The sequence below is a fragment of the Candidatus Pseudoscillospira sp. SGI.172 genome (genome assembly GCF_050313575.1).
Classification (GTDB): domain Bacteria; phylum Bacillota; class Clostridia; order Oscillospirales; family Oscillospiraceae; genus Vermiculatibacterium.
This window is the reverse complement of sequence record NZ_JBNPLQ010000001.1, coordinates 148,589-163,456: the sequence shown is the minus strand read 5'-3', so window position 1 is coordinate 163,456 and position 14,868 is coordinate 148,589. Positions and strand designations below refer to the sequence as shown.

The 14,868-nt window shown below is 55.6% G+C and carries 27 protein-coding genes and 1 pseudogene; all 28 read left to right on the top strand.

Annotated features, from left to right (window positions below):
• The 28 genes and pseudogenes from ACQRD3_RS00965 to terS all read left to right on the top strand — a co-directional run bounded on the left by ACQRD3_RS00965 (nucleotide 1) and on the right by terS (nucleotide 14,828).
• Nucleotides 1-186: a hypothetical protein gene (locus ACQRD3_RS00965; protein WP_427779248.1), complete on the top strand. Its 186-nt coding sequence runs from the start codon at nucleotides 1-3 to the stop codon at nucleotides 184-186.
• Complete coding sequence (locus ACQRD3_RS00960) at nucleotides 183-353, top strand: hypothetical protein (RefSeq protein ID WP_427779246.1); 171 nt, start codon at nucleotides 183-185, stop codon at nucleotides 351-353. The genes ACQRD3_RS00965 and ACQRD3_RS00960 overlap by 4 nt, the downstream gene beginning before the upstream one ends.
• Nucleotides 350-565, top strand: coding sequence for a hypothetical protein (locus ACQRD3_RS00955; protein WP_427779244.1), 216 nt, complete (start codon nucleotides 350-352; stop codon nucleotides 563-565). The genes ACQRD3_RS00960 and ACQRD3_RS00955 overlap by 4 nt, the downstream gene beginning before the upstream one ends.
• Nucleotides 562-969: a hypothetical protein gene (locus ACQRD3_RS00950; protein ID WP_427779242.1), complete on the top strand. Its 408-nt coding sequence runs from the start codon at nucleotides 562-564 to the stop codon at nucleotides 967-969. Before ACQRD3_RS00955 ends, ACQRD3_RS00950 begins: the two co-directional genes overlap by 4 nt.
• A complete protein-coding gene (locus ACQRD3_RS00945) occupies nucleotides 966-1,280 on the top strand; it encodes a hypothetical protein (RefSeq protein ID WP_427779240.1) in 315 nt (104 codons plus the stop codon). The genes ACQRD3_RS00950 and ACQRD3_RS00945 overlap by 4 nt, the downstream gene beginning before the upstream one ends.
• Nucleotides 1,280-2,008: a DUF6273 domain-containing protein gene (locus tag ACQRD3_RS00940; RefSeq protein WP_427779238.1), complete on the top strand. Its 729-nt coding sequence runs from the start codon at nucleotides 1,280-1,282 to the stop codon at nucleotides 2,006-2,008. The genes ACQRD3_RS00945 and ACQRD3_RS00940 overlap by 1 nt, the downstream gene beginning before the upstream one ends.
• 447 nt (nucleotides 2,009-2,455) lie before the next feature.
• Entirely contained in the window at nucleotides 2,456-3,268 is an 813-nt protein-coding gene (locus ACQRD3_RS00935; RefSeq protein ID WP_427779236.1) for a hypothetical protein, read from the top strand.
• Between the two features lie 58 nt (nucleotides 3,269-3,326).
• Complete coding sequence (locus ACQRD3_RS00930) at nucleotides 3,327-3,650, top strand: hypothetical protein (RefSeq protein WP_427779234.1); 324 nt, start codon at nucleotides 3,327-3,329, stop codon at nucleotides 3,648-3,650.
• A gap of 16 nt (nucleotides 3,651-3,666) precedes the next feature.
• Nucleotides 3,667-4,272, top strand: coding sequence for an HD domain-containing protein (locus ACQRD3_RS00925; protein ID WP_427779232.1), 606 nt, complete (start codon nucleotides 3,667-3,669; stop codon nucleotides 4,270-4,272).
• Entirely contained in the window at nucleotides 4,269-4,820 is a 552-nt protein-coding gene (locus tag ACQRD3_RS00920) for a DUF2786 domain-containing protein (RefSeq protein ID WP_427779231.1), read from the top strand. The genes ACQRD3_RS00925 and ACQRD3_RS00920 overlap by 4 nt, the downstream gene beginning before the upstream one ends.
• Complete coding sequence (locus ACQRD3_RS00915; RefSeq protein WP_427779229.1) at nucleotides 4,817-5,413, top strand: Holliday junction resolvase RecU; 597 nt, start codon at nucleotides 4,817-4,819, stop codon at nucleotides 5,411-5,413. The genes ACQRD3_RS00920 and ACQRD3_RS00915 overlap by 4 nt, the downstream gene beginning before the upstream one ends.
• A 109-nt stretch (nucleotides 5,414-5,522) precedes the next feature.
• On the top strand, nucleotides 5,523-6,200 hold the full coding sequence (locus ACQRD3_RS00910; protein WP_427779227.1) for a DNA-methyltransferase: 678 nt from the start codon (nucleotides 5,523-5,525) through the stop codon (nucleotides 6,198-6,200).
• Nucleotides 6,201-6,330: 130 nt separating this feature from the next.
• The gene (locus tag ACQRD3_RS00905) at nucleotides 6,331-6,630 is read left to right on the top strand and encodes a hypothetical protein (protein WP_427779225.1); all 300 of its coding nucleotides are present in this window, start codon (nucleotides 6,331-6,333) and stop codon (nucleotides 6,628-6,630) included.
• Between the two features lie 83 nt (nucleotides 6,631-6,713).
• Complete coding sequence (locus ACQRD3_RS00900) at nucleotides 6,714-6,872, top strand: hypothetical protein (RefSeq protein WP_427779224.1); 159 nt, start codon at nucleotides 6,714-6,716, stop codon at nucleotides 6,870-6,872.
• A 2-nt stretch (nucleotides 6,873-6,874) separates the two neighbouring features.
• Entirely contained in the window at nucleotides 6,875-7,111 is a 237-nt protein-coding gene (locus ACQRD3_RS00895) for a hypothetical protein (protein WP_235255262.1), read from the top strand.
• Nucleotides 7,108-7,224 (top strand): annotated as a pseudogene (locus ACQRD3_RS00890) (DNA N-6-adenine-methyltransferase); the annotation flags it as partial. The gene ACQRD3_RS00895 and the pseudogene ACQRD3_RS00890, both read left to right, overlap by 4 nt.
• Nucleotides 7,225-7,309: 85 nt before the next feature.
• Nucleotides 7,310-7,576 (top strand): DNA N-6-adenine-methyltransferase, encoded by a 267-nt coding sequence (locus ACQRD3_RS00885; protein ID WP_427779222.1) that lies wholly within the window; start codon nucleotides 7,310-7,312, stop codon nucleotides 7,574-7,576.
• Complete coding sequence (locus ACQRD3_RS00880) at nucleotides 7,573-8,061, top strand: ASCH domain-containing protein (RefSeq protein ID WP_427779221.1); 489 nt, start codon at nucleotides 7,573-7,575, stop codon at nucleotides 8,059-8,061. The genes ACQRD3_RS00885 and ACQRD3_RS00880 overlap by 4 nt, the downstream gene beginning before the upstream one ends.
• Nucleotides 8,058-8,525: a hypothetical protein gene (locus tag ACQRD3_RS00875; RefSeq protein ID WP_427779219.1), complete on the top strand. Its 468-nt coding sequence runs from the start codon at nucleotides 8,058-8,060 to the stop codon at nucleotides 8,523-8,525. The genes ACQRD3_RS00880 and ACQRD3_RS00875 overlap by 4 nt, the downstream gene beginning before the upstream one ends.
• Nucleotides 8,441-9,118 carry a hypothetical protein gene (locus ACQRD3_RS00870; RefSeq protein WP_427779217.1) on the top strand — a complete coding sequence of 226 codons (678 nt, stop codon included), beginning with the start codon at nucleotides 8,441-8,443 and terminating at the stop codon, nucleotides 9,116-9,118. The genes ACQRD3_RS00875 and ACQRD3_RS00870 overlap by 85 nt, the downstream gene beginning before the upstream one ends.
• A complete protein-coding gene (locus ACQRD3_RS00865) occupies nucleotides 9,099-9,830 on the top strand; it encodes a DUF5131 family protein (RefSeq protein WP_427779216.1) in 732 nt (243 codons plus the stop codon). Before ACQRD3_RS00870 ends, ACQRD3_RS00865 begins: the two co-directional genes overlap by 20 nt.
• Nucleotides 9,831-9,959: 129 nt before the next feature.
• Nucleotides 9,960-10,466, top strand: coding sequence for a hypothetical protein (locus ACQRD3_RS00860; protein ID WP_427779214.1), 507 nt, complete (start codon nucleotides 9,960-9,962; stop codon nucleotides 10,464-10,466).
• A 45-nt stretch (nucleotides 10,467-10,511) separates the two neighbouring features.
• The gene (locus ACQRD3_RS00855) at nucleotides 10,512-11,282 is read left to right on the top strand and encodes a ParA family protein (protein WP_427779212.1); all 771 of its coding nucleotides are present in this window, start codon (nucleotides 10,512-10,514) and stop codon (nucleotides 11,280-11,282) included.
• Complete coding sequence (locus ACQRD3_RS00850) at nucleotides 11,279-11,494, top strand: hypothetical protein (RefSeq protein WP_427779210.1); 216 nt, start codon at nucleotides 11,279-11,281, stop codon at nucleotides 11,492-11,494. The genes ACQRD3_RS00855 and ACQRD3_RS00850 overlap by 4 nt, the downstream gene beginning before the upstream one ends.
• Before the next feature lie 33 nt (nucleotides 11,495-11,527).
• Nucleotides 11,528-12,820, top strand: coding sequence for a ParB N-terminal domain-containing protein (locus tag ACQRD3_RS00845; protein WP_427779208.1), 1,293 nt, complete (start codon nucleotides 11,528-11,530; stop codon nucleotides 12,818-12,820).
• Nucleotides 12,821-12,830: 10 nt separating this feature from the next.
• The gene (locus ACQRD3_RS00840) at nucleotides 12,831-13,184 is read left to right on the top strand and encodes a hypothetical protein (protein ID WP_427779206.1); all 354 of its coding nucleotides are present in this window, start codon (nucleotides 12,831-12,833) and stop codon (nucleotides 13,182-13,184) included.
• 22 nt (nucleotides 13,185-13,206) lie between these two features.
• Nucleotides 13,207-13,686, top strand: a complete 480-nt coding sequence (locus ACQRD3_RS00835) for a sigma-70 family RNA polymerase sigma factor (RefSeq protein ID WP_427779204.1) — start codon at nucleotides 13,207-13,209, stop codon at nucleotides 13,684-13,686.
• Between the two features lie 197 nt (nucleotides 13,687-13,883).
• Nucleotides 13,884-14,828, top strand: a complete 945-nt coding sequence (terS, locus tag ACQRD3_RS00830) for a phage terminase small subunit (RefSeq protein WP_427779202.1) — start codon at nucleotides 13,884-13,886, stop codon at nucleotides 14,826-14,828.
• Nucleotides 14,829-14,868: the final 40 nt, after the last annotated feature.

The following is a 14,868-nucleotide window of genomic DNA, read 5'->3' as shown; positions in this document are numbered from 1 at the left end:
GTGAAAATCCGAATCACCCACGACACCAAAATTCCCCTTGTGGACGCGGGCAGAACCTTTGACGTTCGCGGCGTTTCGGAATCCGGCGACGGCGAAAAGGTCTATTTCATCCACCACGCCGGAAGCTGTATCGGCATTCGCGCCAGCGATTGCGAAGAGACCGGAACGGAGGGGGTGACAACGTGAAGCGTCAATTCTGCCTGCCCTGCTTCCTCGAACTGCAAAAGGCCGGAAAGCACGATATAAAGCGCGTCGGCGGCGGGGTCAATATGAAGATCACGTGCTGGCGGTGCAAACGCCGCCGCTACGGGGCCGAATATGAGATTTCCCGTAAGAAAGGCGGTGCGCAATGACCCACGCGGAAATAAAAGCCGCATTCATGGACGAATGCCCGGTGACGTTCAACGGCGTTCGGTATAGGCGCGTTTCCGCCCTGATTTACCGCAAGAACCCAACGGGAACGGGGCTGGTTATGCAGGCCGAATTGCTGGACCAAAATTACCGCGCCGTTGTGATTGTATCGCCGGAACGAATCGAACCCGCAAAGGAGGACAAGCCCGCATGACACCAAAATATGAGTTTGTCGCCGTCGATTTTGACGGAACGCTTTGCACCGACGCTTTCCCGGAAGTTGGAAAGCCGAAAACGCTTGTGATCGAATATGTGAAATTGCTGGCGGCGGAGGGGGCAAAGATTATCCTTTACACCAGCCGGGAGAATGGAACGCGGCCCCTGCTTGATGAAGCGGTGGCGTTCTGCAATGCGCAGGGAATCCCGCTGTATGCGGTCAACGAGAATCCGGGAAACCCGTATGCGGCCCGGTTTGGGCTGAAACCGTCGGACGGGCGCAAGGTGTACGCCGATCTTTACATAGACGACAAGGCCCAAAGCCCGGACGACATCGAGGACGTGATGGCTATTTTAGGGCCTGAATTAAAACGGAGAGCGGAACGGAGGGGGACACCATGACGCAGAAGATTATAACAATCACCGTCGGAGCGGGACAAGCCCGCCCGCGGCGGCGGCGGCGGACCCGGCGGCGCTTCCGGGTGAACCTTTGGACCGTTGCGAAGTATGCGGCCCTGACGGTTGCCGGAATCCTGCTTTTTCGAGCGGGCGCGGCCTACGCTTTCAGGTGCCGGGAATATGCGGCGGTGGGCGGCGAAATATTCGCCCTCTTCCTCCCGGCTATCTATTACACGGTTTCAACAACCGTCCGCGACGTGATCGAAGATTTGAAAAACGGCTTCAAGCCGAATTTTAAGGAGGACGAAGAATAATGAAAAAGCTTAGTACCTTGCAGGCCGGAACGCATTTCATGTACGGCGGCGTTGAATGGGTCAAGCTGGGAAAAGTGGTTTCCGGCGGCGTGCTTGCCCTGTCTGCGACCTGCATTTCTGAACAGGCATTCGACGCGGAGAACTGCAACGACTGGCGCAAGTCGTCTTTGCACCGCGAACTGAACGGCCCGTTCCTCGACGCGCTGGTTTCGGAGGGCGCGGACCGCGCCGCATTCATGGATTGGGAAAGCGACCTGACCGCCGACGACGGCATGACCGACTACGGGACCGCAACCGATAAAATCGCCCTGCTTTCCGACAGTCTTTACCGTCAATTCCGCGCCATTATTCCCATTTTGGACGGTTGGTATTGGACCCTTACGCCGTGGTCCTGCAAAGAGGAATACAAAGCATACGTCCGCAACGTCAATTCCTCCGGCGCGTTGTCCGACGACAGCGCGTACTACGGCCTCGGCGGCGTTCGCCCGCTTTGCTATCTGAACTCTGAAATCTTGGTATCTATCCCCGAAGAGGACAAGGAAGCGGAGCGCAACACCTACGACGAAGCGGTAAGCGCCGCCCGCGACGATATTTTGAATATGCTGAACGCGTACCCTGTCGAGGTTTGGGGCGACGCGCTGGGCGCGGCGGTTGCTTCCCTGTTCCGGGCGAAGCTGGACGCGGCAGAGATCAGCGAGGAAGAGAAAGCAAAGGCGGCGGAGGGCTGACACCCTCCCCGCCGCGTAAAAACTGCATAAGAAAAACCGCCCCGGACTTGCTTTGCAGAGCAAGCCGAAGCGGATTCCGCCGATGAAAATACATCAACTATCAACCTAACGTTAGTATAGCACAAAGCGGCGGAAAAGTCAATAATCAGCGCCGTTTTTAAGCGGCGTGGCGGGCTTGTAATGGGTATTAAGATTCCGGCGAAGCCTTGTCACGCAGACACAAAAGAACCGGGGATTTTCAAGGGCGGTCCCGCTCCATCCCCTCTTCTCTTTTCTTCTCTTTGCGCCGCCGAGGGTAAAGGGGGTTTGCAAAGGGGGAAGAGGGAGGGGGCGCAGGATAGGAACCCTCTTCCCCCTTTGCACCTATCGACATAGCACACGCTGGAACAGCAGAACACGCCCGCTTCATCATCCACAGAAAGAGGGTGAAGCATAGTGCGAAGCTTTATGCGAGAAAAAAAGATTTATTGCGGGAGCAATTACCGGGAGGTTGATATATTTTCCTACACCAACGGACAGAAAACAGCGGCAGGCCGCGGGAAGCGTTCAAAAAAGGTCAAGGAATCAGAGCCAAAGCAAAGGAACCTGAACGACAAGAACGCGCGCCGCTATTTCATCCAGCTTGGGAACCTGAATTTCGGGGACGACCCGGACGCGTTGCACGTGACGGCTACATACAGCGCGAAATATCTTCCGCAATCCATAGAGGACGCGGAGCGGGAAGCGACAAACTATTTGCGCCGGGTCCAGTACGCGAGGAAGAAAGCAGGGTTGCCGCCCCTGAAATATATTCTTGTCACCGCCTGCACCACAAAGAAGAACAGCGACAAGCCCGTTCGCATTCATCACCATATCGTTATGAACGGAGGGCTTGACCGTGACACCGTGGAAGAGTTGTGGCGCAAGCGGAAGCGAAAGGGCCAGAAACAGGGCGACCGAATCGGATTTTGCAACGCTGACCGCCTGCAAGCCGACGAAAACGGAATTGCCGCCCTTTGCAACTACCTTGTGAAGCAATCCGGCGGGAAAAAGCGGTGGACTTCTTCACACAACCTAAAAAAACCGTACAGCCGTGCGAACGATGGCAAATACAATCATCGGCAAGTTGAGAAATGGGCGCGGGAGCGTCCGGGCCGGGAATTTTGGGAAAAGAAATACCCCGGCTGGACCCTGACCGACGATGATTACGGCATTACCTACGAATACAACGACTACACCGGGTGGGCAATCTACCTGAAATTACGACGAAAAAAAGAATAGAAAGGGGGCGGAGGTCATGGGAACGCCTTTCCGAAAATGCCCGGATTGCGGCGCGCATTTGGACGCGAACGAAACTTGCGATTGCAGAAAGCCGGAACAGGAAGAACGCCCGGCGGCGGGCCAGCCCATGAAGTTAGTTGCCATTTGCCGGGAGGTTGACCGGGACACCGGGCGAATCGCGGTTTATCCGCTGAACGTGAAGATCGACGGGAACGTAATTACGCAATTACAGTTTCGGGCGAAACTCAACCCGGAATTGCGGTATTTTACCCTAACGTCGGGACGCTGGGAGCGGTACAGCGACGCGATCACGGGCATTTTGAAGCGCCGGACGGTTTCACGGGCAGACGTGGACCGAATCGGCGGAATTGTGGAATTGTGAAACGGAGGTTTTCAACATGACAAACGAAGAACGGTTGAAATTCGACACGGCGAACGTGGAACGGTTCAAAACTATTTACCGGGTGAAGATCAAGCGCCCCGGCGCGGAAGAACTGCTGGCGTGGCTTGAAAGCACGGACTTTTTCACCGCCCCGGCAAGCACGAAATATCACGGAGCATACCCCGGCGGGCTTGTCGATCACAGCTTGCGGGTGTACGGCGAAATGATGAATTTGGGAGAAATCGGGCGTTTGGACTATTACGCGGAACTGACAGGCACCAGCATTTCTGAACTGGAAGAATCGGCGGCAATTTGCGGCCTACTCCATGACGTTTGCAAGGCTGACTTTTACGAGCCGAAAAGCGGCGGCGGGTATCAGGTGAAAGACCGCTTCCCGTTCGGTCATGGTGAAAAATCCGTGTTCCTGATCGAGCGGCACATGAGGTTGACGGACGCGGAAGCCCTCGCAATCCGCTGGCACATGGGGGCGTTTGACGACGCGGCCCGCGGCGGAAGCCGGACACTTTCGGCGGCAAGGGCCTTTTCTCCCCTTGTTTATGAACTGTCCGCGGCGGATATGCGGGCGACGCATGATGAACAATGGAGGGAGCGGGACGAATGAACGAGCGGGAGCGGCTTTTGCAGAAAATCAAGCGCGTTCAGGCTTTGGCCCTGCACGGCGTAGGCGGTGAAAAGGAATCCGCCGCCGCTATGCTTGATAAGCTGATGAAGCAATACGGAATCAGCGAATCGGATATTGCGGAAGAACGCCGGGAAATGGCGTGGTTCAGGTTCAAAACCCCGCTTGAAGAAAAACTTTTGTTTCAAGTCATATATTCCGTGGTGGGAGATCGGAGCGTTTATGAGCGAAAGAACCGCAACACGAAGAAGAAGTACAAAATGCAGGGCGTAGAATGCACCCCGGCGGAGCGGCTGGAGATCGAATTAAGTTACGAATTCTTCAAAGCGGCTATGGAAAACGAAATTGAACGGTTCTTTCGCGCCTTTGTAAACAAAAATCACATATTCCCGTCGCCCGACAAGGTAAAACGGCAGGATTCAACGGAGGACCATCCCCCGGCGGCTGAACTCTTCAAAATGCAGATGATGATGGAGGGGATGGACGAACACACCCGCCGGGCGGCGCTTGAAAGCGGGGCGGCAGAATGACCGAACAGGAAAGAGTATTGCTGGCCCGGCGGTATCAAAACAAGATCAACAACGCGCAGGGGCATTCTTTCGAGGACTACATAAAGGCCGCGTGCGCGTTCTACAAGGACCGGGGCCGGGCTTCCGTGGACAAGACCCCGGAGCCGTTCAGAGTGCTGGAGAAGAGCCGCGACGGGATTTTCAAGGGACGGTTTACGGCCCGCGCCCAGCCGGACTTTCAAGGGACGCTTGCGGGCGGGCGCTCCATCGTCTTTGAAGCGAAGTACACCACCACGGACCGCCTGAAACGGGACGTTCTGACATCTGAACAGCAGGACGCGCTGGAAGATCACAGGCAGAAAGGCGCGGTTGCCGCCGTGTGCGCCGGAATCGGGAACGACTTTTTCTTTGTTCCTTGGGCCGTGTGGCGGGACATGAAAGAGCATTTCGGGCGAAAGTACGTCACCGCGGCGGACCTCGAACAATGGCGGGTCCGATTTAACGGCGCGGTCCTCTTCCTCGACTATACCCACGAAAGGAGCGGGAGCAATGAGCAAGGGAAAACAGCACACGCAGAAATTGACGGTCCGGGTCACACCGCAAACAGCCTATAACCTCGAACGGCTTATGCACATGAGCGGACAGAAAACGCCGGGCCGTGTCGTTGACAAGCTGGTTCGGGAGAAAATGCTGGCTTTGCGGGGCCGCGGCGGAGAATAACCCGTGTTCGACCTGAACCGCATTTATAACGCTGATTGCATGGAAGCAATGAAAGAAATCCCGGACAATTTCTTTCAACTTGCGATATGCGACCCGCCTTACGGAATCGGACACGACGGGCAACGGCAGAGGGTCCACAACAACCCGAAGCACAACCGCAAATATCACGCCCGGAAAGGCTGGGACAAGGAACCCCCGCCGCCCGAATACTTCCGCGAACTCGAACGGGTATCGGTAAATCAAATCATTTGGGGTGGAAACTATTTCGTCCCCTCCCTGACAAAAGGCACACGGGGCTGGATTGTTTGGGATAAAGGGCAACACGGCCTTTCAATGAGCGATTGCGAACTTGCCTATTCGTCGTTCGATTGCCCGACGCGGGTTGTTGTTATCAATCGCGCGGTTCTGCAAAGCGAGGGACAAACGATACACCCGACGCAAAAGCCCGTTCGCCTGTACGAATGGATTTTGAAGAACTACGCCCGGCCCGGTGATCGAATATTAGACACCCACGCCGGGAGCGGGTCAAGCTGTATCGCCTGTTACAACATGGGTTTTGAATTCCTCGCATTTGAAGCGGACCCGGACTATTGCGCGGCGGCGGTGGAACGTCTGGACCGGGAACGGGCGCAAATTCGCCTTTGCGATTACCTGAAAGAGAATCAAGAAACTTTATTTTGAACGGAGGAAAGAACATGAAGTACGAATGCGGAAAGCCCGAATGGGCCGAAAACGAAGATTGCCCCATTGAAACGGGCGAACTCGAAGATTGCGAGGGTTGCTATTACGCCAGAGAAACGGAGGAAGCCGAATGAACGCGGGATTTCTGATTACTACCGTCTTTTGGGTGGTCTACACCCTCCGAAAGCATTTCAGCCCGAAAGTCGCGGCGGGTATCAAAGCGGAAACGTACAACGTGAACGTCGGCAAAAACCCGCAAACGGTAAAACTTCACGTCCGGCGGCTGGACCTCTGGACCGCGGCAAAGTGGGCCTTGCGCGTCGCAGGATGGGCCGAAAACCTGCTTTCGGTTCTTATGATCGTTTGGCTGGTTTATCTGTTCGGCGCGATCATAACGGGAACCGTCGTCGTTTTGGGCCACCCGGTGTAAAGGGGGCGGCGGCGGTGAAACTCCAAAAGTGCGAACGTTGCGGGAAGCCCACCGCGGAGGGGTTGCCGCTCTGCCCGGCCTGCATGGAAGAATCCGGCGCGGCGGCGGAAGCTGTCACCGCGGCGGAGGAATTACGGGACATTGCGCGGGTCCTTTCGATCACGGCGGACACGGACGCAAACATTCAAGAAGCAATGCAAGGAATCTTGAACATTGCTGAAAGACTGGAAAGGAGATTTTAACGATGGAGTTTATCGAATTCGTGTTTTCAAGCTTTTGGATTTGGCTGGGGTTCGTCGTCCTGATTGTCGCGGCGGGCGAAGCTGTTTCCGGCATTGTGGCGGAGATCAGGCAGAAACGCAAGATTTCTGTTTACCGCACAGGCGACGTTGTGCGGGTGGAAGTTGAGAACGCAGGCCGCGGGGATATTTCGGCGGCGGTCAAGGCCGCGAACGAGCGGGCGGCGGAGGTTGAGGAATGAACGGCGCGCTTTTAAGCAGTAAGAAAATGGACTATTGCACCCCGCAAGAGTTTTTCGACCGCCTGAACGCTGAATTTCATTTCACACTTGACGCGGCGGCGACCGATAAAACCGCGAAATGCCCGGTCTACTACACCCCGGAAACCGACGGGCTGAAAAGCCCGTGGAACCTTGCGCGGGGGGGGGGGGGGGGGTGCTGTGTTCTGCAACCCTCCATACGGGAGGGAAACCGGGAAATGGGTTCGCAAGGCTTACGAAGAAGCCCAGAGCGGGACAACCGTTGTATTGCTGATTCCGGCCCGGACGGACACAACGTATTTTCACAACTACATATACGGGTGCGCCGAAATCCGATTTGTGCGCGGGCGGTTGCGCTTCACCGATGAAGAGGGCAACGCCTACCCTCCCGCCCCGTTCCCGTCAATGGTAGTTGTCTATAACAGCAAAAAGGAGGTCAAGACGTGAAAGCATACACAGTTTATCAGCCCTACGCATACGCCACCGTTGCCGGGCTGAAACATTACGAAACCCGCCCCCGGCGGACGAACATTCGGGGCCGCGTAGCGGTCCACGCCGGGAAAATGGATGAACGGAGGGCGACAAGGAGCCTTTCTGACCGGGACTTTTTGGGGGTTATGGAAGCAATCGGTGGAAAAACAGACCTACCGCGCGGCGCGGTGATCGGGTGCGTCGATATTGTCGATTGCGTCCCCGTGGAAGAAATCATGGACAAGCTGACCGAGCGGGAGCGGTTGCTGGGCGACTATTCGCCGGGGCGGTTCGCATGGGTGCTTGAAAACCCGGTCATGTTCGATACCCCGATTCCGGCCCGCGGTCAACAAGGCTGGTGGGAATGGCCTTTCGTCGTCGTAAAAAGCCCCGCGCAGATTGGGAAAACGGAATGCCTGAACATGAAAATTATTTGCGGAATGGACGGTGCAAACACATGAACTATCAACCGAAAGTTATTCGTTGCCGCCTGAAAACGGGCGGAAGAACCATTGAAGAAATCCGGGAGCGGTACAAGGGGCAGGGCCTTACTTACCGGGATTTCGAGAATATCCAACGGGCAAACGAGGAATTCAACGGCCTTGTCGTCCTGCTTTCCCTTTGGGCCTATGACAATCACGAAAGCTACCATCTGCATAATTGGGACCCCGTAGACGATGAACGCATGATGATGGCGCTTTATTACTCCGAACAGGTCCACCCGTACCCCCGGTATAAAAATGACCTCGAAAAATTCAAGACGGATTGGGCCGGGCAGACCTACGACCCCGGCGCGGTTCTCTGCTTCCCGCCGGAGGACGTGGAGGAAATCGAAGTTATGTGCGAAGAGATCATACCGCCGGACCCGCCGGAACCTCCGGCCCGGCCCCGGAAGAAGAAAAAGAAAGCGCGGCGGCGGAAGTGAAAACAGAGGAAACGAAGCGGCTTGAAAAGGCGATATGGAAAGCTACGAACAATCAAGGGACGTTCGGTTGCTTTGAAGTCACAATAGGGTGGTTCGGGAAAGAACGCGTCGATTATATGACCTACGACACGAAAGGGACATTCCGTTGCTACGAAATCAAGGTCACAAAAGCCGATTTCCATTCACCTTGTCACAACTCTTTCGTCGGACACCTGAACTATTATGTTTTGCCGCCGGAACTTTACGAAGAGGTCAAAGCAGAAATTCCCGATCACGTCGGCGTTTATATCGAACGCGGCGGGTTCGCTTACAGCGTCAAAAAGGCGAAGCGCCGCCCGGTTGAAAATGCGGACAAGCTGAAAGATTACATGATTCGGTCACTTTGCCGGGAGGTGACAAAGCAGATCAGAAGCGGCGACCCGCTTTATGTCGAAAGCGCAAACCGCGAAATCTCACAGTTAGAACGGCAATGCGACAGATACAGGCGCGATTATTGGGACTTGTTGCGGCGGGTTCAAGAGCGATTCGGGACGCGCTGGGATAAAGAACCACCGCCCGGCGGCGGAAGAAAGGATGAAAGCGAAAATGAATAAACCGATCTATGAACCCCGCGGGCGTGCCCGCGAATACGGAGAACTTGCGGTGAACATCTATACCGGGTGCAATCACGGCTGTTCCTACTGCTACGCCCCCGCCGTGCTTCATAAGGAGCGGGGAGCGTTTACGGAGGTACAGGCCCGCCCCGGTATCGTTGAAGCGGTCCGGCGGCAGTTGGAGCGGGAGAAAACCACAGGGAAAACGGTTTTCCTCTGCTTCACGTGTGACCCCTACCCCGCCGACATCGACACCGCGCCCACGCGGGAAGTGATAAAGGCAATCAAGGAAAGCGGAAACCATGTAAAAATCCTGACAAAAGGCGGTGACCGCGCCCGGCGGGACTTTGATTTGCTGGATTCCGGCGATTGGTTCGGGGTGACATTAACGGGAGTTGATGAAGAGGAACCCCGCGCGGCGGTATCGGCGGAGCGGTACGCGACCATAAAGGCGGCGCACGCGCAGGGCGTTAAAACATGGGCAAGCTTTGAACCTGTATTCAAACCCGCGCTTGTGTATGAATACATCGAGTACGCCGACGCAATCGACCTTTTCAAAATCGGCAAGCTAAACCACGCCGAAACGCCGCCGGACGTAATCAAGGCGGGCGGATGGGCGCACTTTGGGAAAGAAGCTGAACGCCTTTGCCGGGAACACGGACGGGAATTTTACATAAAGGACGACTTGCGGGCAGAAATGGGGCGTGCTTGATATGAACGGACATTACGCCCGGATAACAGAAGAAAAGCCCGGAACGTGCGGCGGGTGCGCTTATTTCGACCGGGGATGGAACGGCGGGTTTCCCGCCACGTCTGGAAAATGTAAAAAGAAGCCCCGGCGGTGGATGGTCTATCAAAATTTGCCCGCTTGCAAAAAGCACTACAAAGAACGGAGGAATTGAAAATGCAGTTGACGCAATTTAACGCCTATTGCCCCTTTGAGATCGGGGACAAAATCAAAAAGCGCCGCCGGGTTTCGCTGGCGGAAGCGGAATGCTTCAAACTCGACCCGGCGGCGGTGGTTGAAGAAGTCCACACGATCACCGACATTGTGTGCGAACATAGCGCGAAGTACGGAACCGTTACTTTCCTGTATGAACTGGACGACAGCGGAACGCTGGTGCATATCGTCGCCCCGCCCGCAAAGGAGCGGGCCGGGACCCCCGCGGCACAAAGCGGCACGACAGAGCCGTTCCCGCCACCCACATCGGGTCCGATTCGGAGAAAACAGCCGCAGGACCAACCCCGAAATGAACACGACGGGAAACGGGTTGAAATCCTGATTTGCGACGAATCAAGCCAGCTCCCCCCGGAATTCAAAGAGTTTATCAAAAAGCGGTTCGGATAATACCCGCCGCCGAGCGGGACAAATTCACAATAGGAGGTTTGCACGGTGAAAACTATATCAATTATCAACCTGAAAGGCGGCGTTGCAAAGACGCTGACCGCCGACAGCATGGCGCACGTTCTCGCGGTTTTCCACAACAAGCGGGTTTTGCTTGTGGATAACGACAAGCAGGGTAACACGTCAAAATCGTTCGGGGTTCATTCCTACGATGAAAAGAGCCTTTCCGACGTTCTGACCGCCCGGCGGATTGACGTTCACGAAGTTATCAGAAAGACCCGGTTTGAAAACATCGACGTATTGCCCGCAAATATGACCCTGATTCGCGCGAATCTCGAAGTAATGATGGACAGCACCCGTCCCCAGCAAACGCGCCTACGGGCCGCGCTGGACCCCGTAGCGGGCGAATATGATTATTGCATAATCGACAACGCCCCGGACATCAATATTTCGACCATAAACGCCCTTGTCGCGTCCGACGACGTGATTATTCCGATCAAGATTGACAAATACGCCTTTGACGGGCTGGCCGAACTGAAAGAGCAGATCGAGGACACACGGGACGACCTGAACCCGCGCTTGCGGCTTGCCGGGTGCCTGATTACCTGCTTTATTCGGGCCGACGCTGAAAAGCAGGGCGAAGAATGGTTACGCGCCCAGCCCGAATATCCCGTGTTCGACACCCGCATTCGGTATTCGGAGAAAGTCACCGAAAGCACCTTTTCAGAATCCCCCATTGCGGAATACAGCCGCCGGAGCGGGGCCGCAATGGACTATATCGCATTCGTGCGGGAATATTTGCAGAGGGGCCGGACATGAAAGAAAAAGAAGCCACCCCGGAATACTGCAAAAACAACAAAAAGAAAATCCGGGCGTATCAATGCGAGATTTGCGAACGGCTGGACGTGGACGACGCGACGGACAAGAGGTTTTGCCGTTGTGGGTTCTGGCCCGGTTGCGGCGACCCGGACGGGTGCCGCGAAGCGTTCAAACCGATAACGGGACGCGGACGCATAGGCGTTCACCGTTGATTTGTCCGATTCGGACAGAAAGGGGCGTACATAATGGCAAAAGGTAAATTCAATCTGAATCAGATTTTAAGCGACACTTCACGGGCCGCGGCGGGCGGCGGGGCCACAAAGCCCCGTCCCGCTGAAAGCGAGATTAAGAAAATCAGCGTCTTTGACCTTGTACCGTCGGAAGATAATTTCTATTCCATGCGGGAAATCGAAGAACTGAAAGTTGCAATCGAAATCGCGGGCAAGGTGCTTCAGAACCTTGTTGTCGTCCCGCTCGACGGCGGAAAATACAAGGTCATTGCGGGACACCGCCGCCGCCTTGCGTCGATTGCCCTTGTGCAAGAGGGAAAGCCGCAATATGAATTCGTCACCTGTTCCGTGGAACCGAACGAGGACGCGGCGGAAGATCAGGAAATCCGGGACGGCCTGAACCTGATTGTCACCAACTCCCAGCGAGAGAAAACCGCATGGGACAAAATCGAAGAAGTGCGGTATTTGCGGGACGTGCTGGAAAAGGCAAAGAGAAACCCCCGGTTCGTCGCCGTCCTGCAAAAGATCGTCGCAACCGTGTTCCACGGTGAAGAGGTACAAGCGGACGGAACCCGCGATTTTATCGCAAAAGTGCTTCACACCAGCCCGGCGCAGATTGGACGGTATGACGCGATCATTCGGAATCTCTGCCCGGCATTCATGGAAGAACTGAAAGAGGACCGCATAAACGTTTCGACCGCCTATGAACTGTCCGGGCTTTCGGAGGAAGAACAGAACGCCGCTTTTGCGGAATATCAGAGGACCGGGGAAATCTCCATCAAGGCCGCACGGGGCCGCAAGCCGCAGGCCGCGCCGCCTGCACAGACCGAACAGCCGCCGGAGAAACACGAAGCGCCGAAAATTGGATTTTGCGAAGAGCGGGAAACGGGCGCGAATGTCCCGGCGGCGGGACAGCCGGACCCGGCCCCGGAAAAAGAGCGGTGGGCCACCGCACCGGGCAGGACATGGGGAAACACTGCGGAGACACCGCCCGCGCCGCCGGAGCGCCCGGAAGCCGAAGAAACCCCCGCGGCGGCGGAAGATAAGCCCCCGGAGCGGGAGCCGGACACCGGGAGCAATGAACCACCCGCGGCGGAAGCCCCGAAACAGCCGGACCCGACAGAGGAAACACGGTGCATTGACGGCGGCATTTGCCCGCATTGCCGGGAGAAATTCGACGCGGCGGAAGCGGTCAATTATAACACCTTGGGAACGCAAGTAAGCGGCCCCGTCAACTGCCCGCATTGCGGAAGGCTAATCAAAATCTTTTGTTCGGTGGAATATTTCTGTTCCCCGGCGGAAGAGTGAGGGCGCGCCGATGGGTGAACACAACGCCTTTATCGTCGCCGCGTTTTCAACGGAGGAAGCCGCCCGTCTGCAAGAAGCCGCCCGCATACTCGCGGAAAGAACAACGCTTTCGTTAGAAGAAGCCACGGGGAAGATTTTACAGGCTTTGCAAGCGCTACGGGATGGCATTCAAAGCGCGTTCGATAAATTGACGGCGACTTTCGAGGAAATAGCCGAAGAATTAGAAGTGTTAAACATCGAACCCCGCGCCCGGCGGCGGAAACGTGATCGGGACCGCGCGCGAGCTATTGAACAGCGATACCGCGCCGAAATCAGGCGCGCAGAGAGCGAACGAATCTATCGGCGGATATACAAACCGCCTTAACGCACACTTGGGAGGACAGGCAATGAAACGCGAACACAAAAAGGTTATTGCGATTCTGCAATTTTACCGGGACGCAGATAAAACAATCAGGATGAACGAGCGGGTTATTAAAAACCTCGAAGATCAGTATTACACGTCGCTGGGGGCGGTCAATACGGACGGTATGCCGCACAGCAAAGGGAGCGTTTCAAGCCCCGTTGAACGCGTAGTGCTGAATATCCCCCGTTCGGTTACTGACACCATCGAAAAAATGAACCGTGAAAACGAAAAGCTGTTGAAAATCAAGGGGGAAATCTTGTCGGAGTTGAACCGCCTTACATACCACGAAAAAGCGGTTATTTTGGGGTTCTATATCGACGGCGAACAATGGGAACGAATTTCGGAACGGCTGAATTACAGCCCGCGGCAATGTCGCAATATTCGCGTTGCCGCCCTCGAACGGCTGGCGAAGCTGTTTCGGCAGAATAAGACCATTGCGCGCTATAAATTCCCGGAAAATTAAGATTGCCACCCATTGCCTGTTTTTTCTGCTAAAATTGGTATCGTGGAAAGTGAATACAACGAAGCGGGCGGCGTATTCCTCCGCGCCGCCCGGACAGCCAAAACGGACCATGTTTTGAACATGGCCCGTTTTTTACGCGCTTCCGGGGGAACGCCCGGAACGAAAAATGAAAAACAAACGAAAGGGGACGGCGGCGCATGGCAAGAGAGCGAAGCCCGGAGCGGGACAAAGCGCGGCAATTATGGCTTGATTCCGACGGGCAAATGTCGCCGAAAGAGGTGGCGGAAGCCGTCGGAGTAAAGCCCGAACAGGTCCGCAAATGGAAGAGTGTTGACCGATGGCAAGCGGCCCTTGAAGAACAACAGCCAAAGCGAAAGCGCGGAGGACAGCCGGGCAATAAAAACGCGGCTGGAGCGGGCGCGCCCCTTGGCAATAAAAACGCCGAAACGCACGGCGCATATTCGGCGGTTCGCCTTTGCGATCTTCCAGACGAACAGCGGCAATACATCGAAAGTATCACGCTTGATACAGAAACAAATATGCTTGCGGAATTGCAGTTGCTTATAGCGAAAGAAGCAGACTTGCAAAACAAGATTTCGGCAATCGAGAAAGGAAGCCCCGACGCGCTGTTTATTGACCGCGTTGTTGAAGTCCGCGTTCCCAAAGGCAAAGAGCGTTTAGAAAAACAGCAAGAGAAGCTGGAAGCCCTACGCCGGGAACATGACGATCTTTTGTGGGAAATGGACGCGGAGAGCGGAAAGCCCCCCACAAAGCGGCAGGAAAAGAAGCTGGAAACCCTGCAACGCGAAATTGCCGAATTGCAGGACACCACGGCAGACAAGGAAAGAGAGCTGGAGGAATCCGGCTATAATGTCAGCGCGCAAACCGTCATAAAGGCAAGCGCGTTTGAACGGGCAATGAAGCTTGAAGCCGAATTGAATAAAATTCACGGGCGAATCATCAAGCTTTTGGATTCGATAAAGGGTTACGAATTGGAGAGCCGCCGGGTGCGGCTTGAAGAGCGCAAATACAACCTTGCAAAGCAAAAGCTTTCGGGAGCATTTGACATCGACCCGGACACGGGAGAGATCAACGACGAAGCCGACGGCGGCGATTTGGGCGACGACGGCCCGGAATTGTAACGGGTCCTTTCAGCCGATTTTCCGGCCTGCGGGTCCGGCG